Source organism: Roseomonas sp. F4, from assembly GCF_053891155.1.
The window spans coordinates 557823-580452 of the sequence record NZ_JBSSHK010000004.1; the positions used below are offsets into that span (position 1 = coordinate 557823).

The 22630-nt window shown below is 68.6% G+C and carries 21 protein-coding genes; 4 read left to right on the forward strand and 17 right to left on the reverse strand.

Annotated features, from left to right (window positions below):
- Nucleotides 1–3: 3 nt before the first annotated feature.
- The 3 genes from secF (at nt 4) to ACVFYP_RS19120 (ending at nt 3290) form a co-directional block, all read left to right on the forward strand.
- Complete coding sequence (secF, locus tag ACVFYP_RS19110; protein ID WP_499201790.1) at nt 4–966, forward strand: protein translocase subunit SecF; 963 nt, start codon at nt 4–6, stop codon at nt 964–966.
- Nucleotides 963–1916, forward strand: a complete 954-nt coding sequence (locus ACVFYP_RS19115; protein ID WP_499201791.1) for a tripartite tricarboxylate transporter substrate-binding protein — start codon at nt 963–965, stop codon at nt 1914–1916. The genes secF and ACVFYP_RS19115 overlap by 4 nt, the downstream gene beginning before the upstream one ends.
- A 216-nt stretch (nt 1917–2132) precedes the next feature.
- Nucleotides 2133–3290: an EAL domain-containing protein gene (locus ACVFYP_RS19120; RefSeq protein ID WP_499201792.1), complete on the forward strand. Its 1158-nt coding sequence runs from the start codon at nt 2133–2135 to the stop codon at nt 3288–3290.
- Here the strand turns inward: ACVFYP_RS19120 and ACVFYP_RS19125 are convergent.
- The 8 genes from ACVFYP_RS19125 to ACVFYP_RS19160 form a co-directional block, all read right to left on the reverse strand.
- Nucleotides 3278–4447, reverse strand: a complete 1170-nt coding sequence (locus ACVFYP_RS19125; RefSeq protein ID WP_499201793.1) for an iron-containing alcohol dehydrogenase — start codon at nt 4445–4447, stop codon at nt 3278–3280. The genes ACVFYP_RS19120 and ACVFYP_RS19125 overlap by 13 nt on opposite strands.
- A gap of 111 nt (nt 4448–4558) precedes the next feature.
- Nucleotides 4559–5626 carry an ABC transporter ATP-binding protein gene (locus ACVFYP_RS19130; RefSeq protein ID WP_499201794.1) on the reverse strand — a complete coding sequence of 356 codons (1068 nt, stop codon included), beginning with the start codon at nt 5624–5626 and terminating at the stop codon, nt 4559–4561.
- Complete coding sequence (locus ACVFYP_RS19135; protein WP_499201795.1) at nt 5623–6615, reverse strand: ABC transporter ATP-binding protein; 993 nt, start codon at nt 6613–6615, stop codon at nt 5623–5625. Before ACVFYP_RS19135 ends, ACVFYP_RS19130 begins: the two co-directional genes overlap by 4 nt.
- Entirely contained in the window at nt 6612–8045 is a 1434-nt protein-coding gene (locus ACVFYP_RS19140) for an amidohydrolase family protein (RefSeq protein ID WP_499201796.1), read from the reverse strand. Before ACVFYP_RS19140 ends, ACVFYP_RS19135 begins: the two co-directional genes overlap by 4 nt.
- A 19-nt stretch (nt 8046–8064) precedes the next feature.
- Nucleotides 8065–9654, reverse strand: a complete 1590-nt coding sequence (locus ACVFYP_RS19145) for an ABC transporter substrate-binding protein (protein WP_499201797.1) — start codon at nt 9652–9654, stop codon at nt 8065–8067.
- 18 nt (nt 9655–9672) lie between these two features.
- Nucleotides 9673–10533 (reverse strand): ABC transporter permease, encoded by an 861-nt coding sequence (locus ACVFYP_RS19150; protein WP_499201798.1) that lies wholly within the window; start codon nt 10531–10533, stop codon nt 9673–9675.
- Entirely contained in the window at nt 10530–11471 is a 942-nt protein-coding gene (locus tag ACVFYP_RS19155) for an ABC transporter permease (RefSeq protein WP_499201799.1), read from the reverse strand. The genes ACVFYP_RS19150 and ACVFYP_RS19155 overlap by 4 nt, the downstream gene beginning before the upstream one ends.
- Nucleotides 11465–13096: an amidohydrolase gene (locus tag ACVFYP_RS19160; RefSeq protein ID WP_499201800.1), complete on the reverse strand. Its 1632-nt coding sequence runs from the start codon at nt 13094–13096 to the stop codon at nt 11465–11467. The genes ACVFYP_RS19155 and ACVFYP_RS19160 overlap by 7 nt, the downstream gene beginning before the upstream one ends.
- Nucleotides 13097–13248: 152 nt before the next feature.
- Here ACVFYP_RS19160 and ACVFYP_RS19165 point away from each other — a divergent pair, with 152 nt between their 5' ends.
- Nucleotides 13249–14823, forward strand: a complete 1575-nt coding sequence (locus tag ACVFYP_RS19165; protein ID WP_499201801.1) for an ABC transporter substrate-binding protein — start codon at nt 13249–13251, stop codon at nt 14821–14823.
- 3 nt (nt 14824–14826) lie between these two features.
- On the opposite strand, the gene hflX is transcribed toward ACVFYP_RS19165, so the two are convergent.
- The 9 genes from hflX to ACVFYP_RS19210 all read right to left on the reverse strand — a co-directional run bounded on the left by hflX (nt 14827) and on the right by ACVFYP_RS19210 (nt 22579).
- Nucleotides 14827–16176, reverse strand: coding sequence for a GTPase HflX (gene hflX, locus ACVFYP_RS19170; protein ID WP_499201802.1), 1350 nt, complete (start codon nt 16174–16176; stop codon nt 14827–14829).
- A 41-nt stretch (nt 16177–16217) separates the two neighbouring features.
- On the reverse strand, nt 16218–16586 hold the full coding sequence (locus tag ACVFYP_RS19175) for a DoxX family protein (RefSeq protein ID WP_499201803.1): 369 nt from the start codon (nt 16584–16586) through the stop codon (nt 16218–16220).
- Nucleotides 16586–17062, reverse strand: a complete 477-nt coding sequence (locus ACVFYP_RS19180) for a cupin domain-containing protein (RefSeq protein ID WP_499201804.1) — start codon at nt 17060–17062, stop codon at nt 16586–16588. The genes ACVFYP_RS19175 and ACVFYP_RS19180 overlap by 1 nt, the downstream gene beginning before the upstream one ends.
- Before the next feature lie 104 nt (nt 17063–17166).
- Nucleotides 17167–18072: a helix-turn-helix transcriptional regulator gene (locus ACVFYP_RS19185; protein WP_499201805.1), complete on the reverse strand. Its 906-nt coding sequence runs from the start codon at nt 18070–18072 to the stop codon at nt 17167–17169.
- Between the two features lie 86 nt (nt 18073–18158).
- Nucleotides 18159–18944: an ABC transporter permease gene (locus ACVFYP_RS19190; RefSeq protein ID WP_499201806.1), complete on the reverse strand. Its 786-nt coding sequence runs from the start codon at nt 18942–18944 to the stop codon at nt 18159–18161.
- Nucleotides 18941–19780: an ABC transporter permease gene (locus ACVFYP_RS19195; RefSeq protein ID WP_499201807.1), complete on the reverse strand. Its 840-nt coding sequence runs from the start codon at nt 19778–19780 to the stop codon at nt 18941–18943. The genes ACVFYP_RS19190 and ACVFYP_RS19195 overlap by 4 nt, the downstream gene beginning before the upstream one ends.
- Nucleotides 19777–20871, reverse strand: coding sequence for an ABC transporter ATP-binding protein (locus tag ACVFYP_RS19200; protein ID WP_499201808.1), 1095 nt, complete (start codon nt 20869–20871; stop codon nt 19777–19779). Before ACVFYP_RS19200 ends, ACVFYP_RS19195 begins: the two co-directional genes overlap by 4 nt.
- A complete protein-coding gene (locus ACVFYP_RS19205; protein WP_499201809.1) occupies nt 20868–21638 on the reverse strand; it encodes a class II aldolase/adducin family protein in 771 nt (256 codons plus the stop codon). Before ACVFYP_RS19205 ends, ACVFYP_RS19200 begins: the two co-directional genes overlap by 4 nt.
- Nucleotides 21638–22579 (reverse strand): 2-hydroxyacid dehydrogenase, encoded by a 942-nt coding sequence (locus ACVFYP_RS19210; protein ID WP_499201810.1) that lies wholly within the window; start codon nt 22577–22579, stop codon nt 21638–21640. The genes ACVFYP_RS19205 and ACVFYP_RS19210 overlap by 1 nt, the downstream gene beginning before the upstream one ends.
- Nucleotides 22580–22630: the final 51 nt, after the last annotated feature.

Genomic DNA, 22630 nt, shown 5'->3' on the forward strand with positions numbered 1-22630 from the left:
GACATGTTCCGTGCCCTGTCTCGCCCGCTGTTCCGCATCGTCCCGGACGACACCCGCATCCCCTTCATGAAGGGTGCCGTTGTCGGGCTGATGATGTCCGCCTTCCTGTCCATCGCCTCGCTCGTTCTGGCGATCTATCCCGGCATGGCCCGGGGCATCGACTTCCAGGGCGGCATCGTCATGGAGGTCCGCACCGAGGGTCCGGCCGATCTCGCCACGCTGCGCAGCGCCGCGTCCAGCCTCAATCTGGGCGATGTCGGCGTGCAGCAGTTCGGCTCGCCCGAGGCCGTGCTGATCCGCCTGCCTGTCCAGGGCGACGAGGCCGGCACCCAGCGCGCCGTCGCCGCCGTGCGCGGCGCCCTGGAACAGGCCAGCCCCGGCACCCGCGTGCTGCGCGTGGAGGCGGTGGGTGAGCGTGTGTCGTCGGAGCTGTTCCGCGGCGGCATGATCGCACTGGGCGTCAGCCTGCTGGCGATGCTGATCTACATCTGGTTCCGCTTCGAATGGCAGTTCGGCGTCGCGGCGATCATCACGCTGATCCTGGACACCACGAAGACCATCGGCTTCCTGGCCGTCACGCAGATCGAGTTCAACCTGCAGACCATCGCGGCGATCCTGACCATCGTCGGCTTCTCGGTGAACGACAAGGTCGTGGTGTTCGACCGGATGCGGGAGAATCTGCGCAAATTCAAACAGATGCCGTTGCGGGACGTGGTCGATCTGTCGATCAACGAAACGCTGAACCGCTCCATCGGCACCTCGATGACCCTGTTCCTCTCGGCCCTGCCGCTGGCCCTGTTCGGTGGCGACGCGCTGGCCGGATTCGCCTGGACCATGCTGTTCGGCATCGTCCTGTCGACCTCCTCCTCCATCTTCATCACCGCGCCGCTGGTGCTCTACACCGGCGCCAAGTCGCTGCGGCCGAAGGAGGCCGCCACCACGCCCGCCCAGGCCCAGGCGACGTGAGCCTCCTCGTCCTGCGACGCCGTGGTCTGCTGGGGCTGGGTGGCGCGCTGGCGCTGTCGACCCCAGCGCTTGCCGTGCGCCGCAACCCGGCCGAGTTGCTGGTCGGCGCCCCGCCGGGCTCGCCGGTGGACCTCTGGGCGCGCGGTGTCGCGCCCTTCCTGGAACGCGCCTTGCCGCGGCTGACGCTGGTCGTGCGCAATCGCCCTGGGCGCTTCGGCCTGGACCTGGTAACCGCGCTGGCCGAGGCCGAGCCGGACCAGCGGATCTTCGGCGTGGTCAGTTCCCCTCTTCTGCTGGCCCGTGCGGTGGAACAGGGCGATCCCTTTCCGCTCGGCCAGATCGCGGCCCTGGCCGGACTCGCCGAGGACGGCATGGTGCTGGTCGGCGCCAATGCCGGGCCGCAGGACGTCGCCGCCCTGCGGGCGCTGGGCGATCGCGGCACGCTCGGCACCGCGCCGCCCGGCAGCGCCGCGCATATCGCGGCACTGCGGCTGGATGGCCGGCTGGACATGCCCCGCTTCGCCTTCCCCTCCGCCGCCGCCGCGCGGCAGGCCGCCATCGGCGGCCATGTCGCCGCCTCCATGCTGGCGCTGCCCGATGTCATCACCGGGCTGCGGGAGGGCAAGTTGCACGGCATCGGCATCGCCGCAGCGCGCCGCAGCCCGCTACTGCCGGAACTGCCGACGCTGCGCGAACAGGGCGTCGATCTGGTCGCCGCCGCCTTCCGCGGCTTCGCGACGAGCCCGACCGCGCCGGAAGCCTTTCGCACCGCCCTGCTGCGCGGGCTGGAGGCGGTGGCCGGAGACCCGGATTTCGTCGAGCAATGCAGCGGGCGTGGGCAGGTCCCACGCTTCCTGGGGCCAGAGGCCTGGGGCCGGCTGCTGACCCGCGCCGATGCGGATCTTCGCCAACGCTGGGCCGATGAGCCCTGGCTGCCGCGGCGCGCCTGACACTCCCGACCACACGCGACTGTGTTCGCGCCGGTTTGCGGGCCTTCATCATGCTAGGCTATGGAATCCGCGCCAGGGCGTGGCGCGTGATCGCCAGGGAACGGCTTCTGTGGTTCAGCTTATTTTGTCCCGGATTCTTACTTTATCACAAATTCGTGATATCAATGCGGGCGCGCCGGCACCGCTTTCCGGTTCTGTACGGAGGATGAGCTTAGGATGATGAGGCGCCCCGGCCGCGCCCTGTCGGACCCCGGCACCGTGTTGCTGGTGGCAAGCGATCCGCAGGTTATCGCCGCGACACGGGACGCCGTGCGCCAGATGGCGGGGCCTCCGCCCGTGCTGGTCGCCACCTCCGCTGAGGCACTGTCCCATATGCTGGGTCCGGGTGCGGCCCCGCGCCATCTGGTGGTGGAGAATGGGGCCGGCAGCCTGGCCCTGTTCAGCGCGGCGCAGGACCCCTTCAACGGCACGGAAGTTGTGGTGATAACCCGGCCCGGGCAGATGTCGCCGCCCGGCCTGCGCCAGGCACCGGCGGAGGCGAAGGGGCTGGCCGCCATGTTGGCCGAAGTCCGCGCCCAGGATGTGCTGGCCGATTGCGACGCGCCGGCCTTGGCCGCCGGTCTGACGCGTGGCGAGATCACCGTGCGCTTCCAGCCCATGGTCAGCCTGGCCGACCGCCGCCCCATGCTGGTGGAGGCGCTGGCACGCTGGGAACGACCTGGGGCAGCGCTGGGCGCCAGCGAATTCGTGCCCTTGGCGGAGCAGGCAGGTCTTGGACCGAAGCTGACCTTCGCCGTGGCCCAGCGCGCGATCAGCGAACTGGCGGCGCATCGCGGGAACCGGCGCATCCGCCTGTCCTTCAATCTTCCCCTCTCCGAACTGCTGAAGCCCAGCCTGCCGGTCTGGCTTGGTCGGTTGACCGCTGAATCGGGCCTCACGCCGCATGATGTACTGCTGGAACTGACCGAAAGCACCCAGGTGCGCGACCGGTCGCTGCTGCGGCGCGCCCTGATGCGTCTGGCGCGCGCCGGCTTCGGCGTGTTGCTGGATGATCTGAGCCTGGATGACGGCCGCCGAGGGCTGCTGGCCCTGCCTTTCGCCGGGGTGAAGCTGGACCGCAGCCTGGTGATCGCGATGCCGAGCTGCCGCCGCGCCCGGGGCGAGGTGGAGCGTATCGTCCGCCACGCGCGCCGGCATGGCATGTTGGTGATCGCGGAGGGGGTTATGGACAGCCATGTCTGGCGCGCCGCCGCCGCGGCCGGCTGCGATATGGCGCAGGGTTTTGGCGTCGGCCGCCCCCTGCCGCCGGCCTCCCTACCCGCCTGGGTCCAGGCTTGGCGGGCGGCGGCGACGCCGGTGGATCAGGCCCCGTAGCTGGCCCGGTACAGCGCGACGATCTCCCCGGCATCCGGCACGCGCGGATTGTTCGCGGGACTGCCGGAGGCAATGGCCTGCTGGGCCATGAGTGGCAACAGACCCTCCCACTTCGCGCCGTCGATGCCCCATTTCGCCGGGCTCGGCACCTCCAGGTCGCGGTTGAGCGCGCGCAACTCCTCTACCAGGCGCTGGGCGGCGGCCTGGTCGCCCTCCGCCTCGCTGGCCACGCCCATCACCCGCGCCGCCTCGGCATAGCGGCCGCGCGCGGCCTCCAGCCCGAAAGCGGTGACGGCGGGCAGCAGCATGGCGTTGGACAGGCCGTGCGGCACGTGGAAATGCGCGCCGATCGGGCGGCTCATGCCATGCACCAGGGCGACGCTGGCATTGCTGAAGGCAAGGCCGGCCAGGGTCGCGCCGCGCATCATCGCCTCCCGCGCCGCGGCATCCTTTGGATCGGCCCAGACGCGGCGCAGATTGGGTGCGATCAGCCGCATGGCGCTGCGGGCATAGTCGTCGGAGACCGGATTGGCCTTGGCGGAGACGAAGGCCTCAAGCGCATGGGTCAGGCTGTCGATGCCGGTATCGGCGGTGATGCGGGCGGGCAGGCCGAAGGTCAGCTCATGATCCACCACGGCCGCCAGCGGCAGGGCGCCGAGGCCGGCGATGAGCATCTTCTCATCCGTCTCGGTGTCGGTGATGACGGTGAAGCGCGTGGCCTCGCTGCCGGTGCCGGCGGTGGTGGGCACGCAGATGATCGGCACGGCGCCCCGGCTGGCCACGGCGGGCACCTTGAAGTCCCGCATCCTGGCCCCGGCTGGCGCGGCGGCGAGGATCGCCATGGCCTTGGCGGTGTCCATCGGGCTGCCACCGCCGAAGCCCACCAAGCAGTCATAGTCGCCAGCCGCGAAAGCCGCGACGCCGGCGGCAATGACGGTATCCGTCGGGTCCGGCACCGTTTCCGAGAACACCGCAGGCGCCATCCCTGCCGCGCGCAGCGGGGCCAAAGCGCGTTCCAGCAGGCCGGAGGACAGCATGAAGGGGTCGGTGACCACCAGGGGACGAGACAGGCCAAGCTGGCCCAGAACCTCCCCAAGCTTGCCGACCGCGCCGCCGCCCATCACCATCAGCCGTGGCGCCACCAGTGACATGATCATCGCGTTTTCCCCCCTCGCCTCATGGCGGCGAGGGTAGGACAGGCGGCCCGGCCCGTCAGTCCCCCGCGCGCCGCAAGACAGGCTTTCGCGCGATGAAGGTAAGGCGGCGATTCAAGCCGCGCGGGAAGCCTTGCGTGCCTTGGCCGCCGCGTAGAGCGCCAGGCGCTGCGCCGCGACGGGGGACATCCCTTCCTCCGCCACACCGACATGCGGCGGCAGGGTCTCGGCGAAGTGGCAGGCGACGCGGTGGCCGGGGGCGAGGTCGCGCAGCGCCGGCATTTCCGCCTTGCAGCGGTCCTGCGCGAAGGGGCAGCGCGTGTGGAAGCGGCAGCCGCTGGGCGGGTTCATCGGGCTGGGCACATCGCCGCCGATCGGCTTCACCAGGCCGCGCCGGCGCGGATCGGGATGCGGAATCGCCGAGAGCAGCGCCCGCGTATAGGGGTGCAGCGGCGCGTCGAAGATGGCGCGCTTCGGCGCCGTCTCGACGATCTGGCCGAGATACATCACCGCCACGCGGTCGGCCATGTGATGCACCACGGCCAGGTCATGCGCGATGAACAGGTAGGACAGGCCGAAGCGCCGTTGCAGATCCTTCAACAGGTTCACCACCTGCGCCTGGATCGAGACATCCAGCGCCGAGACCGGCTCGTCGCAGATGATGAGTTCCGGCTGCACCGCCAGCGCGCGGGCGATGCCGATGCGCTGGCGCTGGCCGCCGGAGAATTCATGCGGGTAGCGCTGCGCGTGAAATGGGGCGAGGCCCACCAGGCCAAGCAGCTCCTTCACCCGCGCGGCACGGGATTCGGCGGTGCCGATGCCATGCACCTCCATCGGCTCCGCAATGGTATCCGCCACGCGCAGGCGCGGGTTCAGGCTGGCATAGGGGTCCTGGAACACCACCTGCACGCGGCGGCGCAGCGTGCGCAGCGCGGCGCCCGAGACTTCCAGCCCATCGAAGCGGACGGTGCCGCCCGTGGGCTCGATCAGCCGCAGCACGAGGCGGGCGGTGGTGGACTTGCCACAGCCGGATTCGCCGACGATGGCCAGCGTCTCGCCGCGCTCGATGCGGAAGGACACGCCATCCACGGCGCGCACCGTGCCCACCTGTTTCGCCAGCACGATGCCCTTCTTGACCGGGTAGTGCTTGGTGAGGTTCTCGACCTCCAGCAGCGCGCTCATGCGGCGATGTCCAGGCTGTTCTCGACCGGCGCACGGATGCAGGCGGCGTAGTGGCCGGGCGCCACCTCCTCCAGCGGCGGGGGGGCGTTGCGGCAGGCGGCGATGGCGAAGGGGCAACGTGGTTCGAAGCGGCAACCCTTGGGCAGCGCGAAGGGCGGCGGGACGCTGCCCTCGATGGCCAGGAGTTCGTCCCGCGACTCATCCAGGCGCGGCACGGAGCCGAGCAGGCCGAGGGTATAGGGGTGCTGCGGGCTGGCGAAGAGTTCCGCGGCGGTGCCGCGTTCGGCGATGCGGCCGGCATACATCACCGCCACCTCATCGGCCATTTCGGCGATCACGCCGAGGTCGTGGGTGATGAGCACGATGGACATGCCGGTTTCCGCCTGCAGGTCCTTCAGCAGGTCGAGGATCTGCGCCTGCACCGTCACGTCGAGGGCCGTGGTCGGCTCATCGGCGATCAGCAGTTTTGGTTTGCAGGCCAGCGCCATGGCGATCATCACGCGCTGGCGCATGCCACCCGAGAGCTGGTGCGGGAATTCGTCGAAGCGGCGCGCGGGGGCCGGGATGCGCACGCGGTCCAGCGCGGCGATGGCGCGGTCGCGCAGCTCCGCCTTGCTTGCCTTCGTGTCGTGGGCGCGCATCGCCTCCATGATCTGCACCCCGATGGGGTGCACCGGATTCAGGCTGGTCATCGGTTCCTGGAAGATCATCGCCACCTGGCCGCCGCGCACGGCGCGCATGCCGGCCTCCGACAGATCCAGCAGGTTCTGGCCTTCCAGCAGCACGCGCCCGGCCGCGATGCGCCCCGGCCGCGGCACCAGCCGCATGACGGACAGCGAAAGCATGGATTTGCCGCAGCCGGACTCGCCCACGATGCCGAGCGTCTTGCCGCGCGGCACCGTCAGATCGACGCCATCGACCGCGGGAATGTCGCCATTGGCGCTGCGGAACACCGTCCGCAGCCCTTCGATCTGAAGAAGAGGATTCATGACCACCGGAATGTGGGGGGCGAGGAGACTTCGACCGGGCGATGCGCCCAGTCCTGCGACGGCGCCTTCTCGATGATGCGCTTCTGCGCCTCATGCAGATGCGCGGCGGCGCCGTGGTAATCCATGGTCGTGACCTTGCCGTCGGCGACCACCTTGTTGCCATCGACATAGACATCGCGCACGGCGCGATCACCGGCCGCATAGACCAGGCTGCGCACCGGGTCGCGGCCCGGGCGCATCATCGGATGCGTCACATCCACCAGCACGAAGTCGGCGCGGGCACCGGCGGCGAGGCGGCCGATATCCTCCCGCCCCAGGGCCTTGGCGCCGCCGATGGTGGCTGCATCGAACAGCTCCGTCGTCGTCATGCTGCGCGGATCATTCGCCTGGGTGCGGGCGAGATAGGCGACGAGACGCATCTCATCCAGCATGTTGTGCGGATAGGTATCCGTGCCGAGGCCCATATTCACACCGGCCCGCTTGTAGCGCCCAAAATGCTTCAGCGTGATGCCGCGGCGGGCGAAGACGGTCGGGCAATGGGCGACGGTGGTGCCGGTTTCCGCCAGGCGTCCCATGTCGCTGTCGGTCCACCACTTCGTCGAGGGGTGATCATCGAGAAAAATGCCGTGGCCGATGATGCTGCGGTCGCTGAGCAGACCCATGGAATCGAGCCAGCCGATCGGCGTCTTGCCGGTGCGCCGCGTGATCTCGTGGAACTCCACCACGGATTGCGCCGCGTGGATCTGCCAGGACAGGCCGCGCTTCTCGGCCTCAGCAAAACTGTCCTTCAGCAGCGTGTCGGTGCAGGTGTCGATCTGCGCCGGCACCACCATGCCGAACAGGCGGCCGCTTTCGTGCTGCTCCGCGCGCTCGATCAGCGACAGCGCCTCCGCCATCGCCTTTTCGCCGGCGGCCTCGTCCCATTCATATTCGACGACATGGCCGTTCTTGGTGAACCACTTGGCGGATTTGAACATCGGCGCGATGCAGACCCGCATGCCGGATTCCGCCAGCAGGTCCATCCAGCCCGGATGCGCCATCGACAGGTCCGCCACCGTGGTGACGCCCGACAGCAGCAGTTCCGACAGCGCGACGCGCACGCAGGAAGGTACCGCCTCCGAATCCGCCCGGAAGATCGGCATGAATTCGTAGAGCGAGGAGTTATACAGGCCGGGGGAACCGATCTCGTCGATCAGCCCCTTGTTCATCGGCTCGCTGGAGGGGTGCGAGTGGATGTTCACCAGCCCCGGCATGACCATCAGCCCCGATCCGCTGATCTCCTCCTCCGCCGGGCCGTCATAGCCGCGGCCGACGAAGCTGAGGGTGCCGCCGGTGAAGGCCACATCGGCATCGGGCAGATAGATGTGCTGCTTCGCCGAGGCGTCCCATGCAACGACGAGATCGGCGTTGCGGATGACGGTGGTGGTCATGCCGTTTCTTCCCTTCTTCTTATCGCGTCGTGCGCATATCGAGCGCCTTGTAGATGCCTGCGCCATAAAGGCCATGGGCGCGCAGACCGGTGACGCGGCTGGACACCGCGACATACAGGTTCTCACGCGCCGTGGTCAGCCAGGGGGCTTCCTCCGCCAGCTGGCGCTGCAGATTGGCGAGCGCGGTGCGGCGCACGGCCGGGTCGGTGGCGCTGCGCGCCTCATCCAGCCAGGCGTCGGTCTGCGGGTTGTTCCAGTTCATCCGGTTCGGCGTCGGACGTGCCCGGCTGTGCCAATAGAGACTCAGCGCGTCGCCGGCGGAGAAGTACGGGTAGGACAGGAACAGCGCATCGAATTCCTGCGTCGCCATGCGGCCCCAGGCCACGGTCGCATCGAACAGCTGGATGCGCATCTCGATGCCAACGCGGCGGAGCTGCTGCTGGATGATCTCGCTCTGGCGCTGGTTCTCCAGCGTGTTGATGCCGTAGGTCAGGAAGGTGGCCCGCTGGCCGTCCTTCACGCGGACACCGTCGCTGCCCATCACCCAGCCGGCTTCTTCCAGCGTGCGCTGCGCGGCGGCCATGTCGAAGCGTGGCACCATCGCATCGGACTGCGCATCGTAGTCCAGCGTGTTCGGGTTGACGATGTTCAACGCCGGCTGGGCGTGGCCGAACCACACGGCGCGCACCAGGGCCTCCCGGTCCACCGCCTGATGGATGGCGCGGCGCACCGCGCGGTCATTCATGACGGGCTTGTCGACCTTGAAGCCCAGGTAGAAGTCCCAGAAGTAGTTCGGCTGCGTCAGCACGGACACGGTCGGCACGCGGCGCAGGTTGGTGATGGCCACGGTCGGGATGTACTGCGTGACGTCCGCGGCGCCGGTCTGGATGGCGGCCAGGCGTGCGGAGGGTTCCGGCACCACGCGCCAGACGATGCGCTCGACATGCGCCGGGCCCTGGTTCTGGTACATCGGCGGGCCCCAGCGGTAATTCGGATGGCGCGTCAGCACCAGTTCGTTCCGCGGGGTCCAGGACTGCCAGCAATAGGGGCCGGTGCCGTTGAAGCCCTGGCTGCCGAAATTCTGGCCGAGGCGATCCACCGTGGCCTTGTCGATGATGCCGGCGAAGAACAGCGTGAGTTGCGACAGCAGTTCGGAGAAGGGCTCGTTCAGCTCATATTCGACGGTATGCGCATCAACGGCGCGGATTTCCTTCACCGGGCCGGCGCGCCAGGCAACGGGGCTGCGCGTTTCGCGGGAGATCCAGCGGTTGATGGAATAGACCACGTCCTCCGCGGTGAATTCCTTGCCGTCGCAGAAGGTGACACCGCGACGCAGATGGAAGGTATAGGTCTTGCCGTCCGGCGAGACGCTCCAGCGCTCCGCCAGGCCGGGGCGGATGGTCTGCCCATCGAAGTCCATGGTGACCAGCGTGTCGGTCATCATGCCCACCACCTCACCCGCGCTGCGCGCGGTGGAGCGGTGCAGGTCGTAGCGGTCCGCGTCGATCTCGCGCAAGAATACCACGGTGTTGCGCGGCGTTTGCCCGAATGCCGGCAGCGCCGTCACCATCGCCAGCGCGGCGACGAATGCGCCTTTGAGGAACTTCATCTTCTTCTCCCTGCCTGACTAGATGCGCAGCCGGGGGTCGAGCGCATCGCGCAGCGCATCCCCCAGCACGTTGAAGGCCAGCACGACAACGAAGATGCCGACGGCCGGAATTACGGAGATATGCGGCGCGAAGAACAGGAAGGTGCGCCCCTGCGCCGCCATGGCGCCGAGCTCCGCCACCGGCGGCTGCGCGCCGAGACCCAGGAATGAAAGCGCCGAGCCCAGCAGGATCACCTGGCCGAAGCGCAATGTGGCGAAGACCAGGATCGGGCTGGCGCAATTCGGCATCAGATGCCGCCAGATCAGCCGCGCATCGCCCATGCCCTGCGCCCGGGCCGCCTCGATGTAATCCAGCCCCAGCACGACCAGCGCGGTGGAGCGCGCGATGCGCGCCATCAGCGGGATGGTGGCCACCGCCAGCGCGATGACCACGGCCGTGACACCCGGCCCGAAGATGGCGGCGATCGCCAGCCCGAACAGGATGGCCGGGAAGGACAGCATGATGTCCGCCAGCCGCATCAACAGCCCATCGATGCGGCGGTAATAGGCGGCGGCGAAGCCCATCGCGACGCCGATGACGCCGCCGATGCCGAGGCTGAGCGCGCCCATCGCCAGAGTCACCCGCAGGCCGTGCAGCATGCGCGAGAGCATGTCCCGTCCCTGCCCGTCCGTGCCCAGCAGATACTTTCCATCCGGCGGCTGCATCACCGCCATCAGGTCCGTGTCGAAGGGATCATAGGGCGCGATCCAGGGCGCCAGCAGCGCCGCCAGGATCACCAGCACCACCACCGCCAGCGAGATGGCTGCGGCCGGTTCCCGCAGCAGGATCTTCAGCGTGCCCGGCCGCGCCGGGGCGACGATTTCGGTCGTGCTGCTCATCCCGCGCGCACCCGCGGATCGAGCACGCCATAGAGAAGATCCACCGTCAGATTCACCAGGATGAAGCCCATCGACAGGACGATGATGGTGCCCTGCGCCATCGGAAAATCAGAGGACAGGATGGCGCCCACCGCCAGCCGCCCGACGCCGGGCCAGGAGAACACCGTCTCCGTCACCACCGCGCCGCCGAGCAGGAAGCCAATCTGCAACCCGATCAGCGTCACCACCGGCACCATCGCATTGCGCAGCGCATGCCGCGTGACAACGAGATGCTCCGCGAGACCCTTGGCGCGCGCCGTGCGCACATGGTCCGCGCCCAGCACATCCAGCACCGCCGTGCGCGTCATCCGCGCCACCGGCCCCACGAATACGCCGCCGAGCGTGATCGCCGGCAGGATCACCGCCCGCAGCCCCTGCCAGGTCCAGAGCGGCCCCTCACGCCCGGTAAAGGGCAGCCACTGCCATTGGAAGCCGACGAACCAGATCAGCACCAGGCCAAGGAAGAACACCGGCACAGAAACGCCGGCGACGCTGAAGGCCATCACCACGCGATCGATCAGCGAGCCGCGCCAATAGGCGCCGACCGTGCCCATGGCGATGCCGAGCGGAATGGACCAGATCAGGCTGGCCACCATCAACTCCAGCGTCGGCCCGATGGTCGAGGCCAGTTCGCCGGCAACCGGCACGTTGTTGATGATCGATACGCCGAGATCGCCCTGCGCCAGGCGCCAGACATAGAGCGCGAACTGCACGTAGAGCGGTTCATCCAGCCCGAGATCGGTGCGGATCTGCGCGATGACCTCGGCGCTCGCATTCGGACCGGCGCGGACGACGGCCGGATCGGTCGGCACCACCTGCATCAGCAGGAAACCCACCAGCAACACGCCAAACATCACCGGCACCGCCAGCAGCAGACGCTGGACGGCATGTCTCAGCATGGTGCGAGCGCCCCATGCCGGTCGAAGATCACCTCGCCGCCGCGCAGCGTCAGGTCGGCGCGCGTGTCGCGCAGGATCAGCTCCGGATCACAGTCGAAAATGTCGCGCGACAGCACGGCGATATCGGCCTGCATGCCGGGCTCCAGCGTGCCGCGGCGATCCTCGGCAAACTGCGTATAGGCGCCGCACCAGGTCTGGCAGTGGACGGCCTGTTCCGCCGTCAGCGTCTGGTCAGGGCCGAGCACCGTGCCGCGATTGGTCTTGCGAGTCAGCATGGTGAAAAGATTGGCGAAGGGATCGACGGAGGAAACAGGGCAGTCGCTGGACGCCGCCGGATGATGCCCCTCCTCCAGCCAGGTCCGCATCGGATAGGCTTCCTCCGATCGCGCGCGACCGAGGTTGCGGATGTAGAGGTCGCCGAACTCGTACATGAAGGCCGGCTGCGGTACCGGCAGGATGCCGCGCGCCAGCATGCGCTTGCGCTGGTTCGCGTTGAGGAAGCCGCAATGCTCGATGCGATGGCGGCGGCCGAGGAAGGGATGGGCCTCGCTATCCGCCATCTCCATGCCGACCAGCACCTGCTCGATCGCCGCATCGCCGATGGCGTGGATATCGAGCTGCCAGCCCTGCTCATGGAACAGCTTCAGCAAGGCGTGGATCTTGTCGTCGGGGAAGGTGAAGACACCCGTGCCGCCGCCGGCGCTTTCCAGATAGGGATCGAAGAAGGCCGCCGTCAGACCGCCAGCGGAACCATCCGCAAACACCTTGACCGCGCCCCAGCGCAGCATGTCGTCGCCCTGCATAGGCCGCAGCCCGGCCTCCCAGGCCTGCAAGGCGATGCCTTCCGGATTGCCGGCCAGCACGTTCCACATCCGCATCAGCGAACGACCGCTGGCAACGGCGGTGCGAAACGCCGCGACCTCTGTCATGCCGGCCGTCATGCCGACATTCATGTCGGTGGCGGAGGCGAAGCCGAGCGAGGCGAGGTGCTTGCCGGCGCGTTCGATCGCATCGACCAGCGTCGCCTCATCCGGCTCCGGCACCACGTCGCGGATCAGCCGCATGGCGCGTTCCTGGAACAGGCCGGTCAGCGCGCCGCCCTTGCGTTCCACCACACCGCCCTCCGGGTCCGGCGTGTTGTGGCCGACGCCGGCGGCGCGCATCGCGGCGCTGTTCGCCACGCCCATATGGCCGCAGGTGCGGACGATGAAAACGGGATTGTCGGGCGAGACGCGATCCAGCTCCGCCGCGGTCGGATGCCGGCCGATGTCGAGCTCCGCATGGTCGTAACCGCGGCCGAGCACCCAGGCGCCCTTCGGCGCGGCCTTCGCCGCATCGCCGATTCGCCGCAGCACCTCATCCAGGCTGCGCACCTCCTCGGCCCGCAGATTCACGCCCGCCAGCGCCAGGCCGTAGGGCAGAAGATGCATATGCGCCTCATTGAAGGCGGGAATCGCCACCCGCCCCTCCAGCGCCACATGCCGGGCCTGGGGTGCCGCCGCCGTCACCTCCGCCAGGCTGCCCACGGCCAGAACCAGGCCGTCCCGCACAGCGAGTGCCTCGGCAAAGCCGCCCGCCAGGCCGCGAAACACGCGCCCGCCGGAAAAAATCACATCCTGGCCCATGCAGTCGACCAACCCCATTCCGCGCGTCGTTTTAAGTGACCCGACTGTCATGCGGTGATCCCCACCCGTCAACCCGGTGATGACGCAAGAAGATTGCGTATCGAGCGGTTGACGGAGATGATCCGCCCCTTCGCTAGGCAGGATGATACCCGATGATGCGCAAACGCTGGCTCGGCCTTGTGGCCGCGGCCGCCCTCAGCCTTTCACCCGCCGCCGTCTCGGCGCAGTCCACGCTGCGGGTGGTGCTGATCAACGACCTGGCGAGCCTGGACCCGGTGAACTCCACCGCCGCCTTCGTGCGGAACCATGGCTTCATGGTCTACGACCAGCTTTTCGCGCTGGACAGCCAGGGCGTGGCGCGGCCGCAGATGGTGCAGACGCATGAGGCGAGCGCGGATGGCTTGAGCCATCGCTTCACCCTGCGCGATGGCCTGACCTTCCATGATGGGGCGCCAGTGCGCGCGGCCGATGCCGTGGCCTCCATCCGTCGCTGGTCGCAGCGCGACATCGTGGGCCGGGCGCTGGCGGCCTCCACCGCCGCGATGGAGGTGGTGGATGACAAGACCTTCACCATCCGTCTGTCCCGCCCCTTCGCCCTGGTGACGGAAGCCCTGGCCCGCCCCACGGCCAGCGCGCTGTTCGTGATGCCGGAGCGTATCGCCGCGACGCCCGCCAGCACCGCCATCACGGAGGCGACGGGCAGCGGCCCCTTCATCTTCCAGCCGCGCGAATGGCAGGTCGGCAACCGCGCCGTCTACCTGCGCAACCCCGCCTATCGTCCGCGTCCGGAGCCAGCCGATGGCCTGGCCGGCGGCAAGGTGGTGAGCATCGACCGGCTGGAATGGGTGGCGATGCCGGACCCCGCCACGGCGGCGGCGGCGCTCCAGGCGGGGGAGATCGACTTCATCGAACAGCCCTCCCCCGACCTGATCCCGGTGCTGGAGCGCAACCGCAACATCCGCACCTTCGCCCTGAACCCGGTGGGCTTCATGGTCTGGCTGCGGCTCAACCACACCCAGCCGCCCTTCGACAGGCCGGAAGCGCGCCAGGCGCTGCTGCACCTGATCAACCAGCAGGATGTGCTGAATGCCGTGGGCGTGCGGCCTTCCGAACAGGTGCCCTATTGCCCTGCCTACTTCTTCTGCAACACGCCGCTGCAATCGGATGCCGGCGCCGAGGGTCTGCGCGCCGAGAATCTGGAGCGCGCGCGCGCCCTGCTGCGGGAGGCCGGGTATACGAACCAGCGCGTCGTCTTCATGAATGCCGCCGACAGCCCGATCAACAACGCCGCCACGCTGACCATGGCCGCCGCCTTCCAGCGCGGCGGCTTGAACATGGACGTGCCGAGCATGGACTGGGCCACCGTCACCCAGCGGCGCAACCGGCGTGAGCCTGTCGAGCAGGGCGGCTGGAACATGTTCGTCACCGTGGCGAATGTGCTCGACGGCCAGAACCCGCTGACCAACCTGTATCTCGCCAGCCCCTGCGAGGGCGGGCTGACCGGTTGGCCCTGCGATGCGGAGCTGGAGGCGCTGCGCCGGTCCTGGTGGGAGGAGAATGACGCGGCGAAGCGGCAGGAGATCCTGCATCGCGTCCATGCCCGCGCCTATCGCGTGCTGCCCTATATCAATGCCGGGCAGTTCCGCACGCTCGCAGCGCATCGCAGCAATATCGAGGGGCTGCGGCCGACCACCGTGCCGGTGTTCTGGGGCGTGACCAAGAGATAGCGATCAGGCGAGGCTGCGTCGCAGCCTCGCAATGGCGCCGGGCAGGCCGCGTATCTTCAGCACGCGGCCTGCCTCGTCGTAGTCCTCCGACAGCACGCGGGCGCTTTCATAGACCTCGCCGATCAGCCCCTGCTTGGCATAGGGCAGGACCAGCACGTCCTCCTCCATCTGAGCCTCGAAGAAGGCGATCAGCGTCTCTCGCAGCGCCGCGACATCTTCGGGCGCATGGGCGGACAGCATGATGGCATCGGGGTGCTTTTCGGCAAGCGCCGCACGGCCTGCGACATCCACCCGGTCCATCTTGTTCAGCACCAGGCGCGAGGGCACCGTATCCGCGCCGATCTCCCGCAGCACGCTGCGGCTGACCTCCAGCTGCGCCTCATAGGTCGGGTCGGAGGCATCCACCACGAACAGCAGCAGCGAGGCCTCCAGCGCTTCCGCCAGCGTCGAGCGGAACGACGCCACCAGATCATGCGGCAGCTGCTTGATGAAGCCGACTGTGTCGGAGACCAGGATGCGCGGCCGCGTCTCCGGCTGCAAAATGCGCACGGTGGTGTCCAGCGTCGCGAACAGCTTGTCTTCCACCAGCACCTGGCTGCCGGTCAGCGCCCGCATCAGCGAGGATTTGCCCGCATTGGTGTAGCCGACCAGCGCCACCCGCAGCTGATCCCGCCGCGCGGAACGGCGGTTGTCAGAATCGCGCTGCACCGCTTCCAGCTGGTCCTTGAGCTCGGAGATACGGTCCCGGATCTTTCGGCGATCCAGGTCCAGCGCGGTTTCGCCCGCGCCCGGCCCCTGCTGGCGCCCGCCGCCGCCCGAGGATTCGCGCAGGCGCGGCGCGACATATTTCAGCCGCGCCATCTCCACCTGCAACTTCGCCTCCCGCGTATTGGCGTGGCGGTGGAAGATCTCGACGATCACGCCGGTGCGGTCCAGCACCTGCGCGCCGGTGGCGCGTTCCAGATTGCGGATCTGGCTCGGCGAGAGTTCGTGATCGACGATGACGAATTCCGGCTTCGCCGCGGGGGCTTCGGCCTCCGCCTCCTTCCCGGCGGGCGCTTCCGCCGCACCCTCGAAACGCTGGCGCGCCTTGGCCGTCGGCTTCGGTGCCATGGTGCCGATCTCGCCGGTGCCGCCGGTGAGGGCCGCGAGTTCCGCCAGCTTGCCACTGCCCAGCAGCGACCCGGCGCCGGTGCCTTCCCGGCGCTGGGACACCTCCCCCACCACCTCATAGCCGAGCGTCTTCACCAGCCGCCCCAGCTCCTCGAGGCTGGCGGCATGGGCGATGTCATCCACCTCTGGCGTCTGGATTCCGACGAGGACGGCGCGCGGGGTGGGGGCTTTGGTCTCCATGGCGGGGACCTAGCACGGAACGCGCCGAAACCCAGCCTTGGTCAGGCCCGCCGGCGGGACCGCGACAGATGCAGGGCCGCCAGCCCTGCCAGGATCGCCAGCGAGATCACTGCCGGCAGCGCCATGGGCAGCGGGTCGCCAACGCGCAGATGGCTGACCACGGCGCCCACCAGCACAGCCCCGAGCAACGCCGTGGCGGGCAGCAGCAGGCGGGCATGCAGCAGGGCGAAGGCCGCCGCGAATTCGATGACGCCGATGGCATACATGAACCACAGCGGGTAGCCGAAATGCGCGAAGCCGTGCAGTTCGAAAGGATGCGCCGTCAGCTTCATCGCGCCGGCGATGCTGAACAGCACCACCATTAACCCGCGCAACACCCAGTCCAGCTTGCGGAAGGTCGGTTCGGACATCATGCAGCCTCGGCCATGTTTGTCATCGGCGGACCCAGCACGATAGTGCCGTAGCTGGCCGCCAGGCTCGTCATTTCCTGCGGAGACAGGCCCGCGAGGCGGGGAAACAGGGTTTCGACGCCGCCCGGCGCGAAGGTGGCGAGCATGCGGCAGGGCCGGTCCGCGGCATTGATCCAGCCATGCGGGGTGCCGGCCGGGATCAGCACCAGGTCGCCGGGCCCCGCGGCGAAGATCTTCTCGCCCAGACGGAAGGTCGGACGACCCTCCAGCACATAGAAGGTCTCCTCCTCCGCATGCAGGTGCAGGGGGGTGGCACAGCCGGGTTCGGCGAGGCTCTCCATCACGGAAAAGCGCCCCTGCACCTGCGCAGCATGCAGGCGGATGGCGACGCGCTCACCGGGGATGGCGGAGAACCATTCGGCGGCATCCTGGGCCAGGACACCGGCCTCTACGGGGGCAGTCGGGGGTTGAGTCATCTGGGGGCTCCAGCTTCGATTGGGGGCGCCCCTCTACCCGGCCCGGACGTGGCGGGATTGTATCCGATCAGCATGGATGGATGGATCCTGCGCCCGGCTGCACGCTACGCCGCACGCTTCTGCAGCCGTCGCCACAGGCCGGGCGTCTCCCCCTCCTGCCGGGCGAAGACCCGGGTGAAATGGCTCTGGTCGGCGAAGCCGCAGGCCAGCGCGATCTCCGCCAGGGTAAGCTCCGGCCGGGCGAGCATCTGCCGGGCCCGCGCCACCCGGCAGGCCTGCAGATAACCATGCGGCGTGGTTCCGGTGGAGGCCTTGAAGGCGCGGGAGAAATGCGCGACCGAGAGCCGGCACTGCCGCGCAATCTCCGCCAGCGAAGGCGCTTCCGCGATACTCTCCGCGATCAATTCCCGCGCCAGGCGAAGCTGCCAGGGCGCCAGGCCACCCCCGCGCAGGCGGCTGAGTTCCGGCATTCCGCCATAGCGCTGCACGAGATGGGCGCAGAGACCCAGCACCAGGTGGTCGATCAGCAACTGGCTGGCTTCCTCCGGCCGCTCCAGCGCCGCCAGGATCAGCGGGCGCAGCCCGTCCACGATCGGGTCCCGCGTGTTCCAGCCATGGGGTGTCCGCAAGGCGCGGATCTGCGGGAGATCCGCCTCATCCGCCAGGTCATCCAGCGCGGCGCGGGGGATATGCAGGTGAAGACTGTCGAAGCGGCCGATGATCCGGCAGCTGGGGGCTGCGTTGAGATCCGTGAGGTTGAAGGCATCCGGCGTCTGGAAGATCTCCGCCAGCGGCCCCGGCCCGTTGCTGATATGGCGCCGCGGCGGGGGACCGAGATGCATGATGGCGAGATGCGCATCATGGCGGACGGCCTGCAGGACGACCTCCTCCTCCGTCTCCTGCCGCAGGCGGCCGAGGGTCAGGGTGGCGTTGTGATAGCGGGTGCGGAGGACCGCCTCGGGCGGCCGCCCCTGCTTCACCCAGGAGAGGGATGTGTCGCGTCCATGCATGGTGGCCGCTATCTGCCGAAGTCCTGACGGGCCCGCAACAGATCGCTGGGCGCCGCCCGATCATCTTCCGGCGAGCCTGGAAGCGGCTATTCCGCGCGGCGCCGCCGCAGCGCCAGGTCCAGCAGCAGCAGCCCCGTGGTGAAGACCACCAGCAGCACGGCCACCGCCGCCATGGCGGGGTCCAGGTTCTCGTTGATACCGTCCCAGATGCGGCGCGGCAGGGTGAAGACATCGCGGGAGGCGATGAACAGCACGATCACCAGCTCGTCCCAGCTATGGATGAAGGCGAAGATGGCGCCGGAGAGGATACCCGGCGTGATGCGCGGCAGGATCACCCAGCGCAGCGTCTGCATCAGGGACGCCCCCATGCCCCGCGCCGCCTGTTCCAGCCGGGGGTCGAAGGCGGCCAGGGCGGTAGAGACGGTGATGACCACATAGGGGATACCGGTGACGCCATGGGCGATAGCCACCCCCAGGAAGCGATCCAACAGGTCCAGCCCGGCGAAGTACCGGTACAGGCCGATGGCATAGACGATGGAGGGGATGATGATCGGCAGCAGCATCAGCGCCCGGATCAGATCCGTTGCTCGCCGCGCCAGGCGCCAGCACCCGATGGCGCAGAACGTGCCGGCCAGCACCGCGATGGCGGTCGCCGCGACGGCGATCAGGAAGGATTGCCAGATGGAGCCCAGCCATTCCGGGGACCCCAGCACGGTCATGTAGTGTTGCAGCGACAGCCCCTCCCTCGGCAGGGACAGGAACCGCTGGTCGGTCATGGAGACCGGGATGATGATGCTGATCGGCAGCAGCAGATACAGCGCCACCACGCCGGCGGAGATGCGGGCGAAGGGCCCGGGCCGATGCGCCATCATGCCCCACCCCCGAAGATGCGCCGCAGATCGACGATGCGGGCGAAGACGGCCAGCGTGGTCAGGATGGCGACGACCAGCATCGTCGCCATCATCGTCCCCAGCCCCCAGCGCAGCAGATCCAGGATCTGCAGGCCGATCCATTCCGCCACCATCAGCGTCTTGCCACCGCCGAGCAGCGCCGGGGTGATGTAGAAGCCGAGCGAGAAGATGAAGACCAGCACGCCGGCGGCCAGAAGGCCGGGCAGCGACAGCGGCAGGAAGATGCGCCCGAAGATGGTGAAGCGCGACGCGCCGAGCCCCCGCGCGGCCGCCATCAGGCGCGGATCGATTTCCCGCATGCTCGCCAGCATGGGCAGTACGGCATAGGGCACCATGTAATGGACCATGCCGACGATGATGCCGAATTCGTTCCAGACCAGGGCCAGCGGTTCGGTGATGACGCCGCTTGCCATCAGCGTCTCATTCACCAGGCCCTGGCGGCGCAGAAGCGTCACCCAGGCGAAGGCGCGCACCAGCACGGAAATCCACAGGGGCACCAGCACGGCCAGGATCCACCAGCGCTGGGCGGAGGGGCTGGACAGCGCGATGCGATAGGACAGCACATAGCCCAGCAGCAGCGACAGCGCCGTGGTGATCAGGCAAATGCGCAGCGTGGTGACGATGACCCGCTGCACGCTCTCACTCGTGAAAAGCCGTTCGTAATTGCCCAGGCCGGGCGTCGGCTCGGTGAAGGAAATCGCCAGCACCTGCGCGATGGGCGCGACGTAGAAGGCCGTCATCAGCAGGAAGGCCGGCAGGATCAGCAACCACCAGCCGACATCCTGCCGGCGGATCATGCCTGGTCATCCAGCACGGGCACGCTGGCCGTGGAATGCCAGCCGAGGCGCAGTGACAGCCCCTCCCTCGGCGCGATCGGGGCGTTCCAGGTGGGCAGCGTCACGCGCAGCGTGCCAAAATCCGGCGCCGCAACATTCAGCGCATAGCCGGCGCCGAGATAGGACCAGCTCTCGATGGTCCCGGTCACGCTGTTCTCCGCCGTCTCCCCCTCCGCCAGCAGCGCCATTTTTTCGGGCCGCAGGCTGAGCAGGACCTGGCTGCCGAGCGGCGGCGCCTCGGCAGCCGCGGTCACCACCCGCGTGTCGCCGGCACCGATGGCGAAGCCGCCGGCGAAGACTTCCCGTACCGTGCCGTGCAGGAAGTTGGACTTGCCGAGGAAGTCGGCGACGAAGCGCGTCGCCGGGCGCTCATACAGCTCGGCCGGCGCGCCCTGCTGGATCAGCTTGCCGTGGTTGAGAATGGCGACGCGGTCGGAGAGCGACAGCGCCTCCTCCTGGTCATGCGTCACATTGACGAAGGTGCGGCCGATACGGCGGTGCAGGGCCTTCAGCTCATCCTGCAATTCGGCGCGCAGCTTCTTGTCGAGCGCCGAAAGCGGCTCGTCCAACAGCAGCAGCGCGGGTTCGAAGACCAGCGCGCGGGCCAGCGCTACGCGCTGCTGCTGGCCGCCGGAAAGCTGGCGCGGCAGGCGATCACCGAAGGCGGAAAGCTGCACCAGGTCCAGCGCCGCGCGCACCTTCGCCTCCCGCTCCGCCGCGCCCAGCTTGCGGACGCGCAGAGGGAAGGCGACGTTTTCCGCCACGGTCATATGCGGGAACAGCGCATAGCCCTGGAACACCATGCCGAAGTCGCGGCGTTCCGGTGGCAGGGCGGTGATGTCCCGGCCATCGAGGCGGATGGCGCCCTCGCTCGGCGCGACGAAGCCGGCGATGCACATCAGGATGGTGGTCTTGCCGCTGCCCGAGGGGCCGAGCAGGGTCAGGAATTCCCCCTGCCCCACCCCCAGCGAGACATCGGCCACGGCGGTGAAGCTGCCGTAGCGCTTGCTGAGGCGCTCGATCGCCAAAGCGTGGCCGGCGGCGCCACTCATGCGCGGTAGTCCGGCTGCTCACGGTCCAGCTTTCGCCGCAGCGCCTGCCAGGGCAGCCAGCCCTTGGTCGGGCCGGTGCTGAACTGCTTGCGGGTACGCTCCACCGTGGCGTCGGAGGCCACTGCCAGCGGCGCGCCGGAGGATTGGGCGGCGATCTGGATGCGGCAGGACTGCTCCAGATACCACATCCAGTAGAAGGCCTCCGCCACCGTATGGCCGACCGTCAGCAGACCGTGGTTGCGGAGGATCATGGCCGGCTTGTCGCCGAGGTCCTGCACCAGCCGCTCCCGCTCCGACAGGTTGTCGTCGGCCGCGACGCCTTCGTAGCCATGGATCGCGACGCGGCCCATGAACTCCATCATCATCTGGTTCAGCGGCAGCAACCCGCCCTTCTGCGCCGCCACCGCCATGCCGGCCAAGGTATGCGTGTGCATCACGCAGTTCGCGTTCGGCGCACCGAGATGCACGGCCGAATGGATGACGAAGCCCGCCGGGTTCACCGGCCATGTGGTCGGCTGTTTCGGCGCCCCCTCCGCATCCACCAGCACGAGGGAGGAGGCGGTGATCTCCTCGAACAGCAGCCCATAGGGGTTGACCAGAAATCTATGGCCTTCTCCCGGCACCCGCACCGACAGATGGGTGAAGACCAGGTCGGTCATGCCGTAGAGGGCGATCAGCCGGTAGGCGGCGGCCAGATCCTCCCGCAACTCCTGCTCGGTCGGCACATGCCCGGGATCGGGCCGGGTGGGAGGGGCGGGAAGCGCCATCAGTAACCTCGTGCGTGGTCGTAGAGATTGACGAGCGGGCGGCCGGCGGCGAGGTCGGCGATGGCGGCCGCGACATATTCCGCACGCTCCCGCCGGCTGGGCAGGCTGGCGATATGCGGCGTCACGATGATCTTCGGATGCGCCCAGATGGGGCTGTCCGCCGGCAGCGGTTCCTTCTCGAATACATCGAGCACGGCGCCGGAGAGGTGGCCGGAATCGAGGGCGGCCAGGATGTCCTCGATCTTCTGATGGCTGCCGCGCCCGACATTCACCAGCCCGGCGCCCTTTGGCAGCTTGGCCAGCAGCGTCGCATCCAGGATGCCGCGCGTCTCCGGCGTGGCGGGCAGCAGGCAGACCAGCAGCTTCGTCTCCGCCAGGAAGGCATCGAATTCCTCGACGCCGGCGAAGCAGGTCACGCCAGGCAGGTCCTTGCGGCTGCGCGACCAGCCGCGCACGGGAAAGCCCAGGCCCTGCAGCATCGCCGCCGCGCGGCTGCCCATATTGCCCAGTCCCATGACGCCGATGGTGCTCTCGCGCGCGGTGAATTCCGGCTCGAAATACTTCCACCGCGACGCGGCCTGGTTCAGCGCGATCCGCCGCGCATCCTTCAGCAGCGACAGCGCCGCCCAGCAGACGAATTCGCCCATCCGCTGGGTGGAGCCCTTGGTGGCCATGCGCATCAGCGGCAGATGCTTCGGCAGGTCCGGATCGGCGGTGATGAAATCCACGCCCGCGCCCGTGCCAACGATCAGCTTCAGATTCGGCATCCGGCCGATCCGCCCCGGCTCCGGGTCCCAGACCAGCACATAATCCACCTGCTCCGGCGCCACGCTGGCATCACCCCACCAGCGGACATCAAGGTCCGGCGCGAATTCGGCAAAATGCCGCTGCCATTCCGGCATGGCGGCCTCGCCACCGGATTTCACCAGGATCGTCGGCATGGGGCCCCTTGTCACTCAGCTTGCGGCGCGGCCGATGCCGCACCGCAGCAT